Source organism: Treponema primitia (assembly GCF_046533075.1).
Taxonomy (GTDB): domain Bacteria; phylum Spirochaetota; class Spirochaetia; order Treponematales; family Breznakiellaceae; genus Termitinema; species Termitinema primitia_B.
This window is the reverse complement of the sequence record NZ_JAJQRB010000007.1, coordinates 51798-75115: the sequence shown is the minus strand read 5'-3', so window position 1 is coordinate 75115 and position 23318 is coordinate 51798. Positions and strand designations below refer to the sequence as shown.

The 23318-nt window shown below is 54.4% G+C and carries 12 protein-coding genes; 6 read left to right on the top strand and 6 right to left on the bottom strand.

Translation table 11 applies throughout. The annotated features are described in order from the left end of the window. Window positions 1-69 precede the first annotated feature (69 nt). Together LQZ19_RS01325 and LQZ19_RS01320 are read left to right on the top strand one after the other, a co-directional pair. The gene (locus tag LQZ19_RS01325) at window positions 70-789 is read left to right on the top strand and encodes an ABC transporter ATP-binding protein (protein WP_411045828.1); all 720 of its coding nucleotides are present in this window, start codon (window positions 70-72) and stop codon (window positions 787-789) included. After that, window positions 789-3995, top strand: a complete 3207-nt coding sequence (locus LQZ19_RS01320; protein ID WP_411045827.1) for an FtsX-like permease family protein — start codon at window positions 789-791, stop codon at window positions 3993-3995. Before LQZ19_RS01325 ends, LQZ19_RS01320 begins: the two co-directional genes overlap by 1 nt. A gap of 25 nt (window positions 3996-4020) precedes the next feature. Here LQZ19_RS01320 and LQZ19_RS01315 read toward each other — a convergent pair whose 3' ends face one another. The 5 genes from LQZ19_RS01315 to LQZ19_RS01295 form a co-directional block, all read right to left on the bottom strand. Continuing rightward, on the bottom strand, window positions 4021-5277 hold the full coding sequence (locus tag LQZ19_RS01315) for a glycosyltransferase (protein ID WP_411045826.1): 1257 nt from the start codon (window positions 5275-5277) through the stop codon (window positions 4021-4023). Further along, window positions 5274-6509, bottom strand: a complete 1236-nt coding sequence (locus tag LQZ19_RS01310) for a radical SAM protein (protein WP_411045825.1) — start codon at window positions 6507-6509, stop codon at window positions 5274-5276. Before LQZ19_RS01310 ends, LQZ19_RS01315 begins: the two co-directional genes overlap by 4 nt. A 216-nt stretch (window positions 6510-6725) precedes the next feature. Continuing rightward, window positions 6726-8123, bottom strand: a complete 1398-nt coding sequence (locus tag LQZ19_RS01305) for a sodium ion-translocating decarboxylase subunit beta (protein ID WP_411045824.1) — start codon at window positions 8121-8123, stop codon at window positions 6726-6728. Window positions 8124-8185: 62 nt separating this feature from the next. Then, a complete protein-coding gene (gene oadA, locus LQZ19_RS01300) occupies window positions 8186-10237 on the bottom strand; it encodes a sodium-extruding oxaloacetate decarboxylase subunit alpha (protein WP_411045823.1) in 2052 nt (683 codons plus the stop codon). A gap of 55 nt (window positions 10238-10292) precedes the next feature. After that, complete coding sequence (locus LQZ19_RS01295; RefSeq protein WP_411045822.1) at window positions 10293-10541, bottom strand: OadG family protein; 249 nt, start codon at window positions 10539-10541, stop codon at window positions 10293-10295. Between the two features lie 134 nt (window positions 10542-10675). On the opposite strand from LQZ19_RS01295, the gene LQZ19_RS01290 reads away from it, so the two are divergent. Genes LQZ19_RS01290 through LQZ19_RS01275 form a run of 4 tightly spaced genes read left to right on the top strand, consistent with a single transcriptional unit; the run spans window position 10676 to window position 22600 of the window. After that, the gene (locus tag LQZ19_RS01290) at window positions 10676-14638 is read left to right on the top strand and encodes a fibronectin type III domain-containing protein (protein WP_411045821.1); all 3963 of its coding nucleotides are present in this window, start codon (window positions 10676-10678) and stop codon (window positions 14636-14638) included. 11 nt (window positions 14639-14649) lie between these two features. After that, window positions 14650-18288: an InlB B-repeat-containing protein gene (locus LQZ19_RS01285; protein WP_411045820.1), complete on the top strand. Its 3639-nt coding sequence runs from the start codon at window positions 14650-14652 to the stop codon at window positions 18286-18288. A gap of 21 nt (window positions 18289-18309) precedes the next feature. Next, window positions 18310-20271 carry a tetratricopeptide repeat protein gene (locus tag LQZ19_RS01280; RefSeq protein ID WP_411045819.1) on the top strand — a complete coding sequence of 654 codons (1962 nt, stop codon included), beginning with the start codon at window positions 18310-18312 and terminating at the stop codon, window positions 20269-20271. Window position 20272: 1 nt separating this feature from the next. Further along, entirely contained in the window at window positions 20273-22600 is a 2328-nt protein-coding gene (locus tag LQZ19_RS01275) for a tetratricopeptide repeat protein (protein WP_411045818.1), read from the top strand. A 17-nt stretch (window positions 22601-22617) separates the two neighbouring features. On the opposite strand, the gene LQZ19_RS01270 is transcribed toward LQZ19_RS01275, so the two are convergent. After that, window positions 22618-23223: a Uma2 family endonuclease gene (locus LQZ19_RS01270; protein ID WP_411045817.1), complete on the bottom strand. Its 606-nt coding sequence runs from the start codon at window positions 23221-23223 to the stop codon at window positions 22618-22620. Window positions 23224-23318 lie beyond the last annotated feature (95 nt).

Sequence of the window (23318 nt, the reverse complement as noted above, 5' to 3'; positions counted from 1 at the left end):
GTTCTATAATGTACTATACGGGCGGGTTATGGCAATACAGAAACCACGGGATTTTACCGATAGTATGTAATGGGTTTTATCGAATTTCGCGGGGTCTGTAAGTACTACAATGCCGGTGAAAACCGAATAAGCGCGGCGGACCATATAAGCTTTGAAATTGCAAAAAATGAATTTACCGTGATCCTGGGACCCAGCGGTGCGGGGAAAACTACCCTCCTGAATATGCTCGGGGGTATGGAATCCTGCGACGAGGGGGTCATTTCCCTGGACGGGCGGGAGATCAGCTCCCTCAACGAGCGGCAGCTTACGGATTATCGCCGGCATGATGTGGGCTTTGTGTTTCAGTTTTACAACCTGATCCAGAACCTTACCGCCCTGGAAAACGTGGAACTTGCCTCGGAAATTTGTGATGAAAGCCGGGACCCCCGGGAAACCCTGAGGGCGGTAGGCCTGGCGGAACGGATGGACAATTTCCCCGGCCAGCTTTCCGGGGGAGAACAGCAGCGGGTCGCCATCGCCCGGGCTCTGGCCAAGAACCCCAAGATACTGCTCTGCGACGAACCTACGGGCGCCCTGGATTACGAAACGGGGAAGAACATACTCAGGCTTTTGCAGGAAAGCTGTGCGGGAAACTCCGTTGCAAGTGACGTAGGGAAGACGGTGATCGTTATCACCCATAACCATGCCCTCGCGGGCATGGCCGACCGGGTGATTCAGCTAAAAAACGGGGGTATCGTAAATATTCAAAGGAACCCTAACCCGCTGCCGGTTGAACAGATTGAGTGGTAATGCGTCCCAACGTACCCTTTGGCAAAACCTATATAAAAACCATACTCCGGGAGATTCGGGGCAGCCTTAGCCGCTTTGTGGCAATTTTTGCCATCGCCGCCCTGGGGGTAGGGTTTCTCGCCGGGCTTCTGGCAACCACCCCGGACATGAAATATTCCATGGACCGGTATTTCAGAAAAACTAATATGATGGATATCTTCATTAAAGCTACCATGGGTATCACCGGTGAGGATATTTTGGCCTTGGAAGCTCTGGACGAAACCGCCCTGGTTCTCCCTGCCTATGTGATGGATTCCCCGGTCAGGACCGGTTTGGACGAGGTCCTCGCCGCCCGGATTTACGGGCTGCCCCTGGATGCCGCCGGGGATGAGGGGTTTGTAAACAAGCTGGAGCTCCTTGATGGCCGGTTCCCCGAAAGGGACGATGAATGCCTGGTCCAGCAGGGCGGCGGTTATTTTGAGAATTTTAAGATTGGAGATATATTTTTTCCTGTCCCTTCCGTATCCGTGGATGAACAGGAAATCTACGGGGTAAACAGTTATACGGTTACCGGTATTGTGAAAAGTCCCCTGTTTATATCCTTCGAAAGGGAACCCGCCGGTATTGGCAATGGCCGTTTGGGGACGGCCCTCTATGTCCGGGGCAGCAGCTTTGCTCTTCCGGTTTATACCGATGCCTATATAACCCTGGCCGGTGAGCGGCATTTTACCGCCTTTAGCGATCCCTACCAGGAATTTGTGGACGGGGCGCTTGGGAAAATAGAAGCCCTGGGGGAGGAACGTTCCAGGATTCGTCAGGAAGATATACTCACGGAAGCCCGGAACCGGGGACGCCTTGAGATTGACCGGGGAACCGGGGAATTCGAGCGGGCCAGGATCAGCGCCCGGGAAAAACTGGCGGCCGGCCGGCTGGAACTGGATGCGGGAATAGAGAAACTTGAGCAGGGAGAGGCCGAACTCAAGGACGGAGAAGACCGTATCGCCAAGGGCCGTGCAACCCTGGCTGCAGAACAGGAGCGGGTGAAGAAGGAACTGGATAGCAATGAGGCTCTGCTGAGAAAGGGTGAAAGCGACATTGCCGCCGGAAAGCGTACCCTGGCGGAAAGCAAGGCCGCCCTTGATGCTGTCCGGAATGAGGTAGAGAAAACCCGCGCATCCTGGATCAGGATGGCTACCGCCCGGGGACGGGCGGGGGTAGCCCAGTATGATGCGGGGGTAACGGCCTGGGAGGAGGGGGAGAGGACCCTCGCGGAGAAGGAACGGGAATTGCGCCAGGGCTGGGTATTGCTGGAACAGGGCCGGGTCCGGGCCAACGGAGAATTCGAGCGGGCGGCGGCGGATCTTGATGCGGCGGCAGCGGCGATAGAGGCCGGCTGGCTGGAACTACTGGAAGGGCGGCGGGAACTTGCGGCGCGGGAAGCGGAGTATGAGACGGCCCGGGCCGGGGCGGACAGGATGCTCCGGCAGGGTGAAGACGATTTGCTGGATGCCCAGCGGAAGATTGGAAGTATTACTATCGACAATCCCCAGTGGTATGTACTGGATCGCAATGCCAATGTGGGCTGCGCAAACTACCGGGCCAATGTGGAAAAGATCGCCGATCTTGCCAGGGTGTTTCCGGTATTTTTTCTGTTGGTGGCGGCCCTGGTGGTATTAACCACCATGACCAGGATGGTGGAGGAAGAACGGATACAAATAGGGGTTCTCAAAGCCCTGGGCTATCAAAAAAGGGTAATCGCCGCTAAATATCTGATATACTGCGGTATCACCGGTATACTGGGCTCCGCCGCCGGGATGGTCTCGGGTTTTTGGGGGCTCCCCATGATCATCTACAATGCCTTTGGGACCAGGTACCGGCTTCCTCCCATAGCGTTGGAATTTAACTGGTCCTTCGGCCTTACAGCCTGCGGCGCAGTATTACTCTGTACCATGGGCGCCACGGTCTATGCCTCTTATAGTTCCCTCTGGGAAAAACCCGCAGCGTTGATGCGTCCAAGACCTCCCCGGGCGGGGAAACGGATCTTCCTGGAATACATACCCTTCATCTGGAAGCCCATGAAATTCACCTACAAGGTTACTGCCCGCAACCTCTTACGGTATAAAAAGCATTTTTTTATGACCGTTACCGGAATTGCGGGCTGTACCGCTCTCATGATTGCCGGCTTTGGTCTGCGGGATTCCCTGGTCTATATAGCCCGCACCCAGTTTACCGGTATTCTGAAATACGATCTGCGCCTGGAATTAGCAAAGGAAGGATCAGAGGCCGGAGAGGAGATTATCCATACCTACCTGCCCAATACCCGGGCCGTCCAAGACGGCGGATATACGAAACTCCATATTTCTAACGCCTATGTCATCCATGGGGATGACCGGATCAGCGTCTCCCTGTATATCCCCGGAAAGGCGGAAACCCTTGGGGACTTTATCCGGCTGCAGGGCAGGAATACTAAAAACCAAATTAGTTTTACTGCTTATTCGGCGGTGATCACCGAAAAAATGGCCGAGATTATGTCCTTAGCGGTTGGGGACCCCTTTACCCTGGAAAATGCCGACGGGCGAAGGGGGGAGTTTGTCCTTACGGGGATCACCGAAAACTATGTGGGGAACTATCTCTACCTGGGAGCGGAGGTCTACCGGGATATTTTTGGCGGAAGCCTTAGTTACGATACCCTTTTTGTAAAAACCGGCCTCCGGGAGCTATCCGCCCAGGATGCGGCCATAAGCCGTATCCTGGAAAGTGATCTTGTCATGGGCGCGGAATTTACTTCCCATGTGCAGACATCCTACGATGACCTTCTGTCGAGTATCAGCCTTGTGGTACTGATCCTCGTTGCCGCCGCCGGGAGCCTTGCCATGATAGTCCTCTACAACCTTACCTATATTAACATCAACGAGCGCAGCCGGGAACTGGCTACCCTCAGGGTCCTGGGTTTCCACCGGGGAGAAGCGGCGATCTATATTTTTCGGGAGATCACCATCCTCAGTATCGTTGGCGCCGCTCTGGGGCTGCTCCTGGGCATACCCCTGCACCGGTTCATCATCTCTGTGGCGGAAACCACGGACCTCATGTTTGGCCGAAAAATCGCCCCCCTAAGTTTTATCCTATCCGGAGTAATAACCCTGGGCTTTTCCGCGCTGGTAGATCTTCTGATGTTGGGGAAGATCATAAAGATAAAAATGGCGGAATCCATGAAGGCCGTGGATTAAGATCCCGTCCATAATTTCTTTGAACCTACTGGGGTAAATTAACCGTCTTCAGTCCCACGTGGTTTTTCAGGGCAAATTGTTCGATAAACTCGCATATATTCATGATGCCCTGTTCATTCCGGATCTTTTCTCCCAGGGCGGCGGCATTTTGCCGGTAAACAGGGCTCTTTACCAGATCCAGAATCTTTTTTTCCAGGGCTTTTTTACCAATCTTAATCTTGATGCTCCGGGGACCAAGCCCTAGTTTGGCTACCCGTGAGCCCCAGTAAAACTGATCGATAAGCAGGGGAACTACCATCTGGGGCTTTCCGGAACGGGCGGCGCTGTGGGTGGTCCCGCTTCCGCCGTGGTGAATGATGGCGTCACATTCGGGCAGAATAAAATAATGGGGAATGGCGCTGTCCAGGAGGAACAGGTTATCCTGGTTGTGCAGATGGGTCCCCACCTTCCACCAGCCGCAGCCTACCACCAGCTTGTAATTATAATCGCAGCAGATTTCAAAGAGCCGCTCACAGAAAGTATCCCGGTCATCGGCGTTGCAGCTCCCCAGGGTAAAAAAGATCGTCGGCCTGCTGTCTTTCTTAATAAAGTCCATACAGTTCTTGAGGGCGATCTCGTTATAGGGGAAGGTATCGTTAAAGCAGTAGCCGCCTATGCTCCAGGCATAGTTCCATTCAGTATCAGTTTCCCCCAGGTGCGGACTAAACATAAGGTAATTATGGGCGTTTGAGGGGGCGTACTCACCCTGATCTGTAATGGGCGCCATGTTCAGTTTGGCCCGGTTTTTGTTTATGTTCTTTTTGACCATCAAATTGAGCCCCGCATTCAGCAGCGCCCACTGGAAACCGATTAAAAAGTAGGGGGGCTTAAGAAAGGGAAAAACCGCCGGAGGCACACGTTTCCCGGGAATCAGGGGGGCGTAGCAGGTTCTGATATGCGGCTTACCGCAGTATTCCGCCACATGGGAAGCGGCAAATTCAGTATTGCTGCATATCAGAAGATCATGTTCTTCCAGCAGGGGGATCATTTCATCAAACTGGCTGTCAACCACCCGGGCAGTCCAGTCCAGAAGATCCTTTGTGCTGGGGTTCCCTTCCACCATGCCTGCGATATCGTCGTAGGATTGGAGAAAATAAGAGGCGCCCAGGGCCTTTGCCTGTTCTTCAAACAAACGGGGAAGGCTGATAGTAATACTGTGCCCATGTTGCATCAATTCCGCTGCCAAAGCCAGATATGGGTAGATATCTCCCTGTGATCCCCGTGTTACCAATAGTATTTTCACGCGACACCGGCTGTTTTTTCACCCTGAATAAGGCCTATCTCCGCCAGCTTATCCGTATCCAGATGGTACTTCGCTTCCAGATTCCGGAGCGTTTGTTCATCAACATGGACGGGGACATTCAGTTTCTTAGTTTCGCTGTTACTTTTGAAAAGTTTCCCGATCATTTTAAGGGGGTTGAAGGTGATGGAGCTCATGATCCAGCAGCCGTGGGTACACCAGCAGTTGGCCTTGTATCCGTGGCCGATGGCTTCAATCTCTTTTTTCATAGCATCGCTGTTCATAATATCCTGGATATTACAGTTATAATCCTTGACATTGCCGATGGGATCTCGCAGCTCGCAGGCCCTGAACCGTCCGTCGTAGTCAAGCACTAGGGTGGTTTCTCCGGCGGTACAGTCCATGCCCCATGGGGTAGGCTTATCCAGGTTTTGCGCCCGAATGTCGTACATGGCCCGCATAAGCCCCACGTAGAAAAACTTTGTAAGGCTCCGGGCAATGCCGCTCATCCCCTCGCCGATACGCTTTGCGTAGAGCAGGTAATAGGGGGCAACATCGTCCTGAATTAGGCGCAGTGATTTTTCGTTCAGCACCTTGACGCCGTTTTCCCGGGTAACTCCCCGGGCGGCCTCAATGGTATGGGTGGTTACATTGAGCCTGCCATAAGTCCAGGCCACAAAATCGCGCACTTCTTCTACGTTATATTTAGTAATAACCGTGGCAATATTTTTAATAACCTTGCCGTCATCTTTAAAATTGTCGTTTATCAATTTGAGGGTTTCCACGGCCCGGTAAAAACTGGGCACCCCCCGCTGGGTATCGTGGGTGGCGCCGAAGCCGTCCAGGGATATGCTGATAGCGATATTGAGATCCGGGCAGTTTTTTCGCAGCCGTTTGAGCCATTCGATAATCAGTTCACCCTTTATGCCGTTTGAGGGGAAGTTAACGTCCTTGATATGGTTATTTCTATGGAACATTTCAATAATTTCCGGCAGTTCCTCCCGCAAGGTAGGCTCCCCGCCGGAAAGCCACAGGCGGTTAAAATCCCCTGCGCTTTCGGAGAGCTTTTTAATCTCATCAAAGCTCAGTTCCGGCGCTTTCTGTTCCATATCGCCGGCATAGAAGCACATGGCGCATTTTGCATTACATTTTCCCGTGGTAAAGAGAAAAACCGATTCTAATTTACGTTTTGAGCTCATCGAATTAAATGAGCTTCCGGATCGTTTGGTTGTCATGATAGTTATATATTAGACGAAAATCGAATTTTTGTCAACATTAGGAATAATCTGAGAAACTACCATAATTTGAAGAAATTTAACCGCAAAGGCGCAAAAGGCGCAGAAGTATTTAAGGGAATACCCTTTCCTTCTGCGCCTTTGCGGTTGGATTTTTCTTCAAAAATAGTATCGCTTTTCAGGCTCCTCAAAATTACTGGTAAAACTGCGTCACAATCAGCCGTAAACTGCTATCATAACGCCTGCCGCAATGGCTGTGCCGATTACACCGGCTACGTTGGGGCCCATGGCGTGCATCAGGATGAAGTTACCCGGATCTTCTTCCAGGCCTACCTTGTTGGAAACACGGGCGGCCATGGGTACCGCGGATACGCCGGCGGAACCGATGAGGGGGTTGATCTTTTCTTTGAGGAACACATTCATCAGCTTGGCTACCAGGATGCCCGTGGCGGTGGCGATGGAAAAGGCCACGAGTCCCATGACTACGATGATCAGGGAGGACGGGTTCAGGAACTTTTCCGGGGTCATTTGGCTGCCTACGCCCAGGGAGAGGAACATGGACACGATGTTCATGAGCTCATTCTGGGCGGTCTTGGAAAGCCGATCCACCACGCCGATTTCCTTCACAAAGTTGCCGAACATGAGACAGCCGATAAGGGGGGCCGCCGAGGGGATGAGGAGTAAAGCCAGGGTAAATACCACCAGGGGGAAGAAGATCTTTTCGACTTTGGATACCGGCCGAAGCTGCTTCATTCTGATAAGCCGTTCGCTTTTGGTGGTAAGGGCCCGCATGATGGGCGGCTGAATGAGGGGTACCAGGGCCATGTAAGAGTAGGCCGCCACCGCCACCGTTGCCAGGAGGTGGGGGGCCAGCTTTGCCGCGATGTATATCGTGGTGGGGCCGTCCGCGCCGCCGATGATGGCTACCGAGCAGGCTTCCTTGAGGTTAAAGGCTACCCCGGGGAGGTAATTGGCTATGCTGATACCAAAGAGGGTAGCGAATACCCCAAACTGCGCCGCCGCCCCCATGATGGCGGTTTTTGGGTTGGCGATAAGGGGACCGAAGTCGGTCATGGCCCCTATGCCGATGAAGATGATCAGGGGGAACAGCTCATTGCCCACCCCCGCATGATAGATGATGTTGAGGAAGCCCTCGCCCTCACCCATGCCGGCAAAGGGTATGTTTACAAACACAATCCCGAAACCAATGGGTATGAGCAGTATGGGCTCAAAATTTTTGGCCGCCCCCAGATAAATAACCAGGAAGCCCACGGCTATCATGAGCAGTTCCTGCCAGCCGAATACGGTAATGGGAGTCCCTGCCGGGGTTGCTTTGGCGGTTGCGTTGTGGATAAATGCGTAAATACTGGTGGTTTCCACGATATTCTTGGCAAAACTGCCCAGGGTAACCGGGGGAATATCCGAGCTGTTGGGGATGATCCCATTCAGATTTCGGAAGGAGGGCAGCTCCGATGTTGAATCGGCTATCTGGGCGCTTTGAGCCTCCGCCCGGGGTGTAAAGGCCGCCCCAATAAAATTGATGACAAAAGCGCCGATGACCAGAACAAGACAAACCTTGAAAACCAGCATCGGATTCTTTTTAAGTTCTAACATGATACCTTCCTTAAATAAATGTGGAGTTTGCATGGCAAACTCCAAGCTAAACCCTTTAGGGTTTAGCCGATCTCAGCCAAAGGCTGTTGGGATGCGACCTGGGCGCCGGTGGGAGCCAGGAAGTGAACGCTTCCCGCTGTGGTTGCCTTAATCTCAAGTTCCATTTTCATGGACTCAATGATAATGACATTATCACCGGCGGCAACATGATCCCCTTCGTTTACCGCATAGCGTAAAACGGTTCCCGCCACCGGGGCCGGAATTACCGTCCCGCCGCTAGAGGGAGCCGCTGCTACGGGAGCCGCGGCCGGAGCAGCTTCGGGAGCCGCAGCGACCGGAGCGGCGCCTACCGCGCCGCCGCCAATCTCGGCTACCGGCTGCTGGGACGCCACCTGGGTTCCCGTGGGTACCAGGAAGTGAACCGGACCGGCGGTGGTAGCTTTGATTTCCAGCTCCATCTTCATGGATTCAATGATGATCACCGTGTCGCCGGGTTTTACCTGATCCCCTTCGCCCACCGCATACCGTAAAACCGTTCCCGCCACCGGGGCGGGGATGGTTACGCCGCCGCCGGAAACCGGGGCCGCAGCCGCCGCTGGGGCAGCCGCTCCGCCGGACGCCGGGGCTATCGCTACGGTACCCGCTGGGGCAACCACCACGTTGTAGTTGGCGCCGTTCACATTGACCGTATATTTCGCCGCCTGACCGGGCGCCGCAGGGGCAGCGCCTGCCGCAGGAGCGGCTTCGGGCTTGAACACCACCGGGCCCTGGGAGCGCTTCTTGAAGAATTCCGGCGCAACCTTGGGGAACATGGCGTAGGTTAATACATCCTCAACGGAAACCGTGGAGGTCCCCAGGACCTTCTTGGCTTCCTCTTCCAATTTGCTAAACTCCGGGGGAATATCATCCGCCGGGCGGTGGGTAATTTCTTTTTCCAGCTTGAGGGCGTCCAGGGACTTCTTTACCACATCCTTGTTTTTGGGAGCGGGGCAGGCGCCGTATTTGCCCACCATGAGGTCCTGGAACTCCCCGGAAAGCCGGTTGTAGGGACCAAAGAGGACATTAAACACCGCCTGGGTTCCCACGATTTGGCTGGTGGGGGTTACCAGGGGAGGGTAGCCGGCGTCTTTCTGGACCACGGCAATTTCTTTGAGCACCGCGTCCATCTTGTCCGCTGCACCCTGTTCCTTCAACTGACTTTCGAGGTTGGAGAGCATACCACCGGGAACCTGGGAAACCAGGATACGGGTATCCGCGCCCTGGAAGCTGGATTCAAATTTCTTGTAGTTCTTCCGGACTTCCCGGAAGTAGGCGGCGATTTCCAGCAGGAGCTTGATATCGAGGCCCGTATCGTATTCGGTACCCCGAAAGATTTCCACCATGGTTTCCGTGGGGCTGTGGCTGGTACCCATGGCCAGGGAGGAGATAACCGTATCCAGGATCTCCGCCCCCGCTTCGGCAGCCTTGGTCAGGGTGGCCACGGACAAACCGGTGGTGGCGTGGGAGTGGATCTCGATGGGGAGATCCGTCACCTTTTTGATAGCCTTTACCAGGTCGTAGGCGCCGTAGGGCGTTAAGAGGCCGGACATATCCTTGATACAGATGGAGTCCGCCCCGATATCGGCATACTGTTTAGCCAATTCGGCGTACTTTTCTATAGTATGGAAGGGGGTAACGGCGTAAGAAATGGCCGCCTGAATGTGCTTGCCGGTTTTTTTAGCGGCGTTGGTAGCGGCCTTGAAGTTCCGGGGATCATTTACCGCATCAAAGATACGGAAAATATCCACCCCGTCCTTGGCGGCGACTTCCACGAATTTAGCTACCACATCATCGGCGTAGTGCCGGTAACCCAGGAGGTTCTGTCCCCGGAGGAGCATCATAATCTTGGTATTGGGAAGAGCGGCCTTGAGTTTTTTGAGCCGGTCCCAGGGATCTTCGTTTAAGAAGCGGATACAGGAGTCAAAGGTGGCCCCGCCCCAGCCTTCCAGGGCGAAATAGCCAACCTTGTCCAGTTTTTCCGCAATAGGCAGCATATCGGCGGTGACCATGCGGGTTGCAAAGAGGGATTGATGGGCGTCCCGCAGCACCAGATCCGTTAATTGTACTTTAGCCATGTTTTCTCCTAATACAAATGGTTACGAAAGCCAAATTTGGCTTTCAGACTCCGCTTTAGCGGCCTTCAGTTTTGCGATATTCAGTAATTGCCGCTGTTATAACAGCCGTTACCACCGTAGCCTTTGCCGTATCGGCCGCTGCCGGTTTAGCAAGCTTGGTCACATCCTTATCCGCCCCAATGGCGTGGATAAACTTACCCATCAGGGTTACACTGATAATCAGGATGACCAGGAACGAAAATACGATTCCCATACCAAGCAGGGTAAGGACACTACTTTGTTCCAGCATATCAACTATAGTCATAAAGCCTCCGTCTGTTTTTCAACATAGATGATACTACCAAATTTATCCAGCAACATTCAAGGGTAAAAAATCAATGAGTATTGTTTTTTTTATGTTTCGTGGGTATAGTATTTTATGTAATAAAAGGGGTAAATATGTATTTGTTCCCTCGGCGTCGGCCTTTTCCCTCTTTTTCCAGGGGTACCAGGGGTATTCTCTGTCTTTTTAGTCTGGTACTGCTGTCGGCCCTGCTGTTTTCTTGCGATCTTTTCCTTTCCAAACCAAAACGGAATGTGCTTGATGATGTGGACTACGAGGTGTGGCTGGCCAAGGCGCCGAAACTTGATGTACAGATGGCGCCGGTTCCCGGATCGGGGATATCCAACCCGCCAACGGGGCATATCGACCCCCAGCCCAAACTGGAAGTGCCTTTTAATGTAAATTTTACCCCCAACCCGGAATACGGATTTGTAGAATGGCGGGCCTATGGTACCGGCGATACGATAAAGGACGAGGAAACCAAGCTTGGGGCGGAATGGGTACGGTTTAACCCCGCGAATTCCCCGGAAACCGAAGTTACGATACTGAGTAATGAGGCAATAACCCTTGTTCCCTTTAGTGATTTCCTGCCTCGGGTAGAACATAACCTGCCCAATGGAACCTTTGAGCGGCTATCCACCAATTACCCGGTGGAACTGCGCTTTAACGTGCCCATAGATCCGGCAAGTCTTGTCCTGGGTGCGGCGGATGATACAAACGCAACCATTACCATTACGGGAATAAAAAGCCAGGGGAACGGGGTATTCGTAGATCTGTGGCAAGAGTTTTATCCGCCGAAAATTGATAACGGGCGCTGGATTCTGATACCGAAAAACGCTGGTTTTAACTTAGCTAACTGCGATATAACGGTAACCCTGAAAACCGGTATCCGCCACGAGAAGTATCCCCTGTATATGGCCCAAAACGTAAGTTTGAGCTATGGGGTTACCAACGGCCCGGATACGAGCCTTCCGGTGGTGGAGAAAATCCGGTGGACCCATGGGACAGAGGCCGGAAATACACTGTATGCGGGTGTTACCGCCGATCCGGAACTGCCCCAGAACAGAACGGTATACTTCTTTTTCGATGCATATAAAGCCCAGGGAAAGGGAACCATACGGGAACTGCGGATCACCGAAGAGCGGATTCGGGGGTTTTCCGGGGAAATCTTAACGGGTCAGGAACAGACGCCCCGGGTTTACCTCAATGCGGACGATCATCTGAATAACATCTCCCCCCTGGCGCAGGAGTATTTAGACACCGGAACCATGCCCTATGTGGTTGAATACCAGGTTCAATCCACGGAACAGGGAACTATCCGGTTTTATATTCAGCCGGTGGACTCCTTCCTAAACGGAACCGACAACCGGATGTATTATATCGACGCCCTGCTTGACCTTCCGCCAAAACCGGTAAGCGGTTTAACCGGGGTCTACGATAAGTCCGGAACGTCGAGAATCATCCTTGGATGGGGTAATCCGGCCGATCCTGACCTGGACCATATCAACGTAGACTGGGGAGTAACCGGTCTTACCCCCACAACAATCCCCAATATCGGGAAGCCCAACTCCTATGACTTTCCTGGGATACCCTCTGACGGTAAATCCTATACCTTTACCCTTACTGCGGTAGATGTGAAGGGGAAAGGGAGCCCCGTCCAGTCCATTACCGTAATAGCGGACGCTACAATTCCCAGTCCGGTGACAATCACTCTGGCGGAATATACCCCCAACGCGATCCATCTCAAGTGGACGAATCCTCCAGGCGCAGACCGTACGGACATACGGGTTAACTGGACAGGCCCGTCAAACGGGCAACATCCCCTGGGGAAGGACATTGACGAGGACTGGATATACGGAATACCGCAAGCGCCCGGGGCCTTGTATACGGTTACGGTCACCGCGGTGAACAGCGCCGGCTCCAAGGAAATCGGGGTAAGTTCCGAGGTCTATGCGGACCTGACTCCTCCCAATAATGCGCTCATGGAATTGGCCGGGGTATACAACGGCGTAACCGGAAAAATCAGCATAAGCTGGAAGGAATCGGATGTTTCGGACCTCAAAGGAATATATCTACAATGGTATACAGGCAGCTCGCCCGATCCGCTGCCAGTGCCATTGAATCCGCTTCCGCTGAACACCGTATTTGTGCCCAGGGGATCCGAGAAATACACCACCGCCGCTGCCGTCCGCCCCGGGGTCAAGTATAAACTGCGGGCCTGGATGGAGGATTACGCGGGAAATATAGATAGAGTTAATCCATACACAATTCCAGGGTACGTAAGCACCGATCTGACGCCCCCCGGACCGGTAGCAATAAATAGCGCGGCCTATAACCCGGACCCGAGCAATACCATCACCCTTAGTTGGACGAACCCCGGCGATCCGGATCTGGACCATATCAAGCTGCGCTATTGGAATACCCGTCAGGGTGTAAGCACCGCCATTGAGGAGACGATCCTCACTTTGACGCTTAGCAAAACGATCACTAATGTGGTTTACAACTACGGGGAATATGTCTTCAGTCTGGTTAGCGTGGATGAATTCGGCAATGAGTCGAATCCGGTGAGTATTACGGTGCGTACGGACAATAAACCCGCCACCCCCGGCGGATTGACCGTGAACGCCACCTCCGAATCCGGGAAACTTTTGGTGAATTGGGACTCCGCAGGGGGCGCCGATGCCTACGACGTACTGTACAATAGTGGTAACAACCAGCTCTCCGCCACTTTGGTGGGTGGTGATATTATCGGCAACAGTGTAACCATCTCGGATCTTCCCAACGGTGTGCCCTACTATGTGTGGGTCCGGGCGAAAAAGGATTCCGTTGACGGGGACGTCCTTGGAGACTGGAGCGCCCCGGTAACCGGCATACCCCGGAACAATGCGGCGTTATTACAGGCTATTTCGATAAATTCCGTGTATACTACCGTATTTGACAGCAATCAACTTACGTACAGCTTGACGGTTCCCTCCAATACCGAGTCTATCACCGTCGTAGGCGAACCTGAAACGGGCAGTAACGGAAAGGTAAGCTATAAATTCGGCTCCGGGGGTGTTTACGGTGACGTTAATATCTCCGCCCTGAACAGCGGTTATCCCAGCCTGGTGTTTATTAGGGTTACCGCCGAAAACGGTACGGACTCTAAGGACTACACCATAACTGTTTTAAGAAAATACGCCGTGCCCGCCGGTCTTACGGTAAACCGTGTGCCCGGTGAAAGCGGCAAACTTAGGGTATCCTGGACGCCCGTTAACGGGAACTCTGTGTATACCGTGAAATATGGCACAGATACTGCTGCGGATGGCGGTCCTCCGTCCGCTGCCCTCGTTGCTAATGTTACCGGCGCCGCTTCTCATGATATTTCGTATCTTGAACCGGGGACAAGCTACTATGTTTGGGTAAGTGCGGGTTCAGGCCCTGCTGAATCGGACTTTTCCGGATCAGTAACGGGAACCGTGGGATGGGAGACCAAAGAATTGGAGAGCCTTACGGTGAACGGCCAGGTACTTGATCCAGCCGAATCTCCCCTGCCGGCAGTGACCATCCCCTACGATTCCAACACCATAATCCTGAACGGCGTTGCGAAAAAGAATGGAATAGTGCGTTATCAATTCGGGAGCGGCTCCAGAGACACGGTAAACACGGGGAACATTGACAGCGGAACAGAGCTTGAAGTGAAGATTTGGGTATACTCCGAGGGGTCCGGCCTTTCCGGGGCCGGTATTTCCTATACGATAACCGTAATCCGGCCCCGTCAGCTAAATATAGTCGTTACCGGTCCCGGGGACTTTCTCAATATAAGTCCCGAAACAGCAACCCTGCGTTTTGGCAGCAACGACAGGACCACCTTTAGCGTGAGCGGAACCGCAGCGGGGGATAGCATAACTTGGTCCGTAGACGGCAAGGACCTGGATAATGCCCTTGATACCGAACATGGCCATGCCCACAACGGTACGACCAAAACCGTTACCCTGTATGCCCGGGATTACCTTGTAACGACCCATACCCTTACGGTATTGGTGAACAAAGGCGGGGTCCGGTATACCCGGAGTGTAAAATTTACGGTTACCCAATAGGAAGGTTTGTCATGAAGCTATACGAAAAATATATTCTCCTATTCCAGGCCATTCTGCTGGCTGCGGCCCTGGGTTCATGCGCCAGCCCATTTAATTCCGGAAACTTAACCCGGCCGGAAGCGCCGGTTTTGGAGAGCGGGCCTATCCCGGAGGGGATGGGACGGCTGCAAATTGCCCTGGAACTTCCCGTGACAGGCCGGACGATTTTTCCCGAAACGCCATTTTCCCGCTATGAATTGGAATTTGAAACAACGCCAGGTTCCTCTACCCACGACCCGGTACCCTGCGGCCCATCGGGCGCTGAGGTTAATCTGTCGCCGGGATTCTGGACTATCAAGGTGAAAGCCTATGTAGAATCGGCGGACCCTGCCTCCCCCATCATTTCCGGGATCGGGCGGCAGCCGGGTGTAGAAATAAAGCCCGGTTCGGTTACCGCGGTGAACATCAGCATAGGAATATACCATGAGGGTACCGATAAGGGTAAGCTTACCTGGGACATCTCCTTTCCCGATGGGAACTATACCAATACCCTTACCCTGTGGGCCGGCGGGGCGCCGATAACGGGGTACGATCCCAAAACCCTGGATACCCCGAAGGATTTGACCGGGGTAGAGCTTGTCCCGGGCGATTATGAGTTTGAGCTGAAAATAACCAATACCGATCTGAACCATAGCGCTGTCTGGAAGGAAGCTATCCATATCTACCCGGGACTGAGCTCCCACATCAGCCGGGTTTTCAACGCCGATGATTTTAGCGCCCAAATACCCATTTGGGGAACTGTTGTCATCGATGGAGATGGCGCCGTGTTTATAACTTCCAAGATCGTGGAGGCCTTTAAATATTATGACGATTTTACGCATGAGTATAGCGAATTCCTCGGGGCCGGTACGGTCAACGCCGGCGGTGAATATGTCCTGTATATACCCGAAACGGCGATGGCGCCCACGTCCCCCGGCGTGTTTTTGCGGCTTGGGGCCGTCGTTTCTGGGAGCGGGGTTATGTACAGCCCGCAAGCGATTCCTCTCGGCGCCTTCTCCGGTCCTATAAAAAAAGACCTGGAGGAAACGGCTTATCAAATTAGCACTGCCATAATAGGACCGGGAACGATTTCTCCTAAGGCGGCCTTTGCGGATAACACGGTTTCCTTAACAATAACGCCGGCCTCCGGCTATCTCCTGATAGGGGATTCCCTGGAGCTTAGCGATGACGAGGGGGTTTCTTTTTCTCCTACTTTCGGGCTCTTTACCATGCCCCAAAAGAATATAATAATAGCCGCAGAATTTTCAGCAACCGGCAGCGGCAGTACGGCAGTTGCGTCCCTGAACGGCGTAGGGTATGCGGATCTGCACGCTGCCTTTGCTGCGGCAACGGGAACCCCGGACATTCCTGCGGTGATAACCCTGTTGAAGGATGTGGAAACCACCAGCGGGATAAGCACCTTGGCCGGCAAGCATATCCAACTGGTTTCCGGAAGCGATGCGGGTAATACCGTAAAACGAAGTACCGCGACTTCCCAGTCCCTTTTTACGGTGATAGGCGGGGGGGCGCTAATGTCCCCGGGCAAGCTTATCCTGGGGGACGGTGTCAGACCCCTCTACCTGGACGGCGGAGCGGAATGGATTGACCTTATATCGGGTTCTTCCTCCACCGATGCAAACACTCAGGCCCTTATCCAGGTTGGCGGCGGTTCCCTGACCATTAAGGCCGGGGCGGTGGTGCAGAACAATAACGGCGGTACCGGTAACGGCGGCGGGGTATCTGTTTCTCAGGAGGGGAGCCTTACCCTGGAAGGGACCATACAGTACAACTACAGCGCTAACGGGGGCGGGGTTTATCTGGCGGAACTATCAGCCATGACCGTGACAGGAAACGGGATGATCACCAAAAACGCCGCAGCATCCGGGGGCGGCGGCGTCTATGCCCTGGGGGATCTTGCCCTCAAGGGCAGCGCGTCCCTAAGCTCGAACAGCGCGGCCTCCGGGGGCGGAGTATATGTGGCCGTAGGGACAGCACTGTCGCCCGGCGGCAGCTTGAGCATGGAAGGAAACAGCGTCATAGGCGGCGCGGGTATCAACAGTAACTTTGCGGCTTTAGGAAGCGGGGTATACGTGGCGGGAGACAGGAAGCTAACCATGTCGGGGAACGCCCAGATACATACCGATAACGATGTATACCTCAATGACCCGGCGATGATTAGGATAAACGGTATCCTCAACGCCGCTACGGCGGCGAGGATAAGCCTGGCGGACTACACCCGGACCGCGCAGGTTTTGGAAGGGGCCCTTGGGAACAACAACACTACCCGGTTTAAGGTAAGCCTGCAGCCCGGGAAAAACTGGATGATACAAAAAACCGGATACCTGATGGACGGAAAATTTCTCCGTACACGGGGTTGGATCGAAGAATATTACGATACGCTTCAAGCTGCGTTGGCTGCCTCCCCCGGCAGTTCTGCGGTACTTCCCGACATAATAACCCTGTTTGAGGAGACCGTAGACATTGACGAAGAAACCGATTATATGACCCTCGATGCAGGATATGTTCAGTTGGTTTCCAATAGATCACTGGGAACCGTCATCAGGCGGATTAGCGGTACAGAACAGAACAAATCGGTCTTTACGGTGGAGGGCGCCACCCTGATCCTGGGGAACGGCGTAAACCCGCTGATCCTTGACGGGGGCGCAAAGTGGGCAGGCGGCGTTACCGGGACCGCGGATGCCGGGAATATCCCTAACGGAAAAGCCCTGATTACCGTGCAGAAAAAAGACAACCTTACGGGAACCCTTATCATGCGGGATCAAACAACCCTGCAGAATAATAACAATCAAAGCTCCTATGGCGGCGGGGTGTATGTCAACGACGGGACCTTTACCATGTCCGGGGGAACCATCAGTTACAATACCGCCGGCAATGACTTTGGCGGCGGCGGGGTGCATGTCGAAGAAGGGACCTTTGCCATGTCCGGGGGAACCATCAGTTACAATACCGCCGGCTCAGCCGGTGGAGTGGGTTTTGGTATTGGGACCTTTACCATGTCCGGGGGAACCATCAGCCACAATAACGCTGCCCTGGGGGGTGGGGTGGCTTTGGGCAGTGAAAACCCAGAATTCACCATGTCCGGGGGAACCATCAGCGAAAATAACGCCAGCATAGGCGGCGGAGTGGTTTTGGGTGGCGGGACCTTCACTATGTCCGGGGGAACCCTCAGCGACAATTCCGTCTCTGCTAACAACATGGGTGGGGGTGTGTTTCTTGCCGCAGGAACCTTCACCATGTCCGGGGGAACCATGAGCGGCAATACTACCGGCTCGAGCGGTTTAGGCCCCGGGGTGTATTTCCAAAATGGGACCTTCAATATGGGCGGGTCTGCGAAGATCGACAGTGTGGTGTATCTTAATACCGGCAAATTTATTACCGTAACGGGAGCCTTGAATCCTCCCCCCGGCGGGTCATCGCCGGTTTATTCCGCGGTTCTCACCTTCCCAGGTTCGCCCCTTGAGGGAACCGTCGCGATTACGGGGAGTACATCAGCGCCTTACTATTTCTTGACCGCAAACGATGTGGCCAAATTCAGTTATCCCGAAAGGACCCTGGTTTATAATGCTGCGGAAATTGGGACAGCAACACTAGGGCCGCTGGCAGGGCCGTAATGCGCCGGAGAATGTAATAGGATGTTTGGTAAATTAGCTTGGGCTGCACATTTGCTGTCCCGGGAACGGAAAAGCGGTCTCTGCTTCCTCTTCTTCTTCCTGGCCCTTATCCGGCTTCCCGCCCTGGATCTGGGCTTCCGGCTGCGGCCCTACTATTTTATCCCCCTGGGGGAAACCGGGGACAATTATCAGGGCGGCTATGGCGGAGATCTGCTCTTTGATGTGGATGTTTCCGGCATCCTTACCAATCCCCTGGGAATCGGGTACGGTCTGGGCCTTGAAGCCGGCATCGGCTATGCGGGGCTGGCGAAGGGCACCGCCGGGGATATACAGCCCTACTCGGCAGGGCTGGGGGCGAGGGTGTTCTACTATCCCCTGTCCCGGCTCCTCGTCACGGCTGATGGGGCTTTCGGTCTGCACCAGACGGTGCAGCACCTGGAAAACCGGGGGGACGGGTATACCGACTCCTGGTGGTGGAGGGTAGGGGGAGAAGCGGGGTTCCGGTTTAATCCTTCCTTTATTCTTTCCTTTGCCGGGGGCTGGAAAAATTTTAACAATGCTGCTGCGGGACGACCAATCCTGTCCGGGATCTATGCCGGGCTTACGGCGCAGTTTACCTTTGCTACCCGCTCTTCCTCTGCGGATGTTCAGGCAGTGATTTTGCAGGATGATCCGGTCTTTCCCCTGTTTCTCTCCCTCTACCGGGGAAATCCCGCGGGGACTGTCCGGATTACTAATAATGAAAACGCGGAGATCCGTAATGTGCGCCTCAGTTTTCGTGCGGGAAACTATACCGCCTCGGAGTATCCCTGCGGGTCCGTCGCCCTGCTGCCGAAAAACCGGTCCGTCGAGTTTCCCCTCTATGCGGATTTTTCCCCGGCGCTGCTCAACTTTACAGAGAATGGGCGGATTGTGGGGGAACTGGTGATCCGTTACACCTTTTTGGGGAAGGAACGGGAGGCGGTGCGGAACGGCGCGGTACAGATCTACAACCGTAACAATGTCCCCTCGGGTGATCCTGCGGCCCTGGCAGCTTTTGTGTCCCCCGCTAACCCGGAAGTCCTGGAGGCGGCGAAATACTTTGCCGGCCTGGCCCGCAGTAACCGGCGCTCCGGACTGAACAGGAACATGGAGTTTGGGGCATATCTTTTTGAAGGGCTTCTGGCAGGGGAGCTGCGGCTTCGGGAAGATGCCGACGCCCGAACGCCCGGGGTGGATTCCATACAGTTTCCGGTGCATACCCTGGCCTTCCGGTCCGGAACCGCCGCGGATCTGGGTCTGCTTTTTGCGGCCCTCCTTGAGGGTACGGGGATCAGCGCCGCCGTCATTCCCCTGGAGGATGACGATTTTATCATCGCCTATTCCCTGGGGATAGGAGCGGCAGCGGCGGACAGTTTATTTAACGATATGGGAAAGCTCCTGGTGATCGATGAGGAGGTCTGGCTGCCCCTATCCATGGCGGCCTTTAACCGGGGCTTTATCAATAGCTGGGAATGGGCTGCGGAACGGCTGCAGAAAATCTTCCTGGCCGGTGAAACGGTAGATTTTGTGTCCATGGAAGATGCCTGGACCCTGTATCCCCCGGCGCCGCTTTCCCCCCAGCAGATTCACTTTATCCAGCCCCGGGAGGAAATTGTCATTCACGGGGCCGCCCTGGCCCTGGACCGGTATGTGCTTAACGAGCTGGAACCAAAGATTGCGGCCCTGGCCGATCAAATACGCAGCAGTCCTACTGCGGCCCTGTACAACCGGCTGGGGCTCCTCAACTTGCGGGCCGGCCATACCGCAGAAGCCCGAACCGCCTTTGAATGGGCCGCGTCCCAGAGCTCCCCCGCAGGGATGGTGAACCTGGGTAACATGGCCTTGCAGGAATTAGATCTTTCCGCTGCAGATCGCTGGTTCAAACAAGCCTTGGCGCAGGACCCTAACAGGAATGATGCGAGACGCGGGCTGGACCGGGTAGCGGCGGAACAGGAAGAATAATATGAAACCGGGGAAAACACCTTTTCTTGGCGCACTTATTCTCCTTATTGCAGTTCCGGCTTTTCCCGAAAGCGATTTTGCCCTGCGCCTTGCCCCCTATGCGGTTGTACCAATTGGCAAAGAGGCGGAGCATTTTGTTCCCGGCTTTGGTATACAAGCTGCGGCGGACTGGGTTTTTTTCGGCCTGCCTACTACAAAGCCCTTCCTGGGGCTGCGCCTGGGCGGAGGCTATTCCCGGATATCCGTGGAAACCGGATCTGGTTTTTCCTTTGTTGATGGGAAACTGGGGCCCCTTTTCCAATGGCGGCTTAAGGATCGCCTGAGCCTCTGGGCGGAACTCAATGGGGGAATCTTTCAGTATCAGTACGAATGGAATGGGTATACCGATACCCGGCTGCGCATGGGCGGGAGCCTGGGGGCGGACATTCATCTTTCACCGGAGATTGCCCTCTACGCTGCGGCCGGGTATGACTCTTACAATTTCAGCCCGGAACGTTCCGTAGACAGCCTGGGGATTAACCTGGGCATACGCCTTTCCCTTTCTGCGCTCTTTAAAAGGGCGGCGCCCATCCAGGGGGAGCTGATAAAGCAGAACCGGGTATTTCCCGTGTCCTATGCATGGTACGAACAGAACCCCGTAGCCACCCTGCGGGTAATAAACAACGAAACTGTTGCCATCACCGATGTTAACCTTTCTTTTTACCTGGAACAGTTTATGAGCCGGCCTGCGGCCTTCGCGGTAATCCCCCGGCTGAGCCCCGGCGAAACAGCGGAGCTGCCCGTAACGGCGCTATTCAACGAGTCCATGATGGAACTGACCGAGAATACCACCGCCGGCGCACAGGTGCAGATCAATTACCGGGCCCTGGGAAGCAGGAAGGAAACCAGCCTGGACATAGGCATACCGGTATACCACCGGAACGCCATGAACTGGGACGATGACCGGCGGGCTGCGTCCTTTGTGTCCGCCCGGGACCCTACGGCCCAGCTCTTCGCCCGCTATGTAGAATCGGTGGTGAACAGTCGAAAACGGCCGGGGCTTTCCCTGCATGTGCAGTACGCCCTGGGTCTCTTTGAAGCCCTGAATGTCTACGGCATGAACTATGTCATAGACCCCGCAAGTTCCTATGTCGAACTGTCCGAATCCTCAAGCAGCCTTGACAGCCTGAATTACCCCTACCAGACCCTGTTTTACCGGGCCGGGGATTGCGACGATCTTTCCATCCTGTACTGTTCTCTCCTTGAGGTACTTGGTATTGATACCGCCTTTATCACCATACCGGGGCACATCTATGTTGCCTTTGCGGTTGGCAGCAATTCGGGAATAGGGGAGGATGATCTGATCCGCCACGGAGGACAGTGGTGGATGCCCTTGGAAATAACCGTAACCAACAGGGGTTTTTTTCGGGCCTGGCGTATCGGGGTCCAGGAATGGCGCCGCGCCGGGGACGAGGGTCGGCTCTATCCCACAAAGGATTCCTGGGCCATATACCCCCCGGTGAGCGTGCCCGATGCTGCCGGACGCGCTCCCGCCCTGCCCGAAGAAACATCCCTGATAAGCGCCCTGGAAAAATCCCTCAATACATTTGGTGAATTTATCATCCGGGAACCGGTACGGGAACTGGAACAGGGGATATCCCAGGCATACTCCGGGGATGTCTGGGATTTGAACAATAAGCTGGGCATACTCTACGGCCGTTACGGCATCCTGGACAAGGCGGCGGCGGCCTTTCGCCGGGCGGGGGATAAATACGGCGCCACAAACCTGGGGTATATCGCTTTTATCGAAGGCCGGAACACGGATGCTTTCCGGCAATACCAGGGTGTAATCAGGAGAGAGCCCGAGGATGTCCTGGCCTGGCTCGGAATCGCCCGGTCCCTGTACGAAACCGGAGACTTCCCCCAGGCGGAAGCGGCCTACGCGGACGTATTACGTTCCAGCCCAAGCTTAGCCGGCCTTTACCCCTACCTGGGCAGTTACCGGGAATGGCTGGGCCGCCCCCGCTCCTACGCAGACCGGCTGGCCTCCATCGTATGGTCACAAGCTATCCCCATGGAGGAACTTTTAAAGCAAGCTTTATTGAAGCACGAGGACCCCGCCCCGGCGGAAGAGAACCCGTTTCCCGCTTTTTATCTGGTTAAACACCAGGAAACCCTGTCCTATATCGCCGGCCTGCAGTTTGTCTACGCCGACTCCGCCCAGTGGCCGCTCCTCTATGAGGCTAACAAAGATATCCTCCCGGAACCGGCTAGCTCCAATCTTACCCTTCCGGGCCTGGTGCTGCGCATACCCTCCCTCAACGGGGAGCAGCGGAGCGGTTCACGGTAACAGGATTATCTAATTATCTAATTAAAAACATCGCCCAGGGTGATGCTGAGGCCCTCAAGGACACGGACCGGCAGAACCGCATCGGCCTTATAGGTACGCGCCTGATAGGCGCCGTCCTCAAGGATATTCACCTGGACGGTCTTCGATTTCGGAGACACAATCCAATATTCCTGAACCCCGGCTTCCAGATAGAGGTTGAATTTCTTTACAGACTCCTCTCCGGTATTGGAGGGAGAGAGGATTTCGATAACCAGATTCGGCGCCCCCCGGCAGCCTTCGGTCCCGATCTTTTTTGCATCGCAGATCACCGAAATATCCGGCTGGACAACAGTGATATCGGTTTCGTCTTCCTGGTAAAAGAGACGGACATCGAAGGGGGCGGAAAATACTTTACAGGGCTTCCCATGCAGATAATTTGCAATTTGTCTGAATAGTTCACCGCTTATCAATTGATGTTCGGTATCGGGGCCCGCCATGGCATGGGCGTCATTAGGCGCCCCCATAGCATAGGCCACGCCGTCGATTAGCTCGTACCGCTCCCCTTCTGCGAGTTCCCATTGCCGGTAGTCCGCATAGGTAAAATGCCCCCGGGGATCATCGAGTTTTCTTGCCGCATCACTCATAATAATTCCTTGTTTTCAAAGTATAAACGCCTTTTTTACGTCCGGCAAGTCCAAATTAAGTCCAAATTAGGAATAACCACGGAGATCTCAGAGGA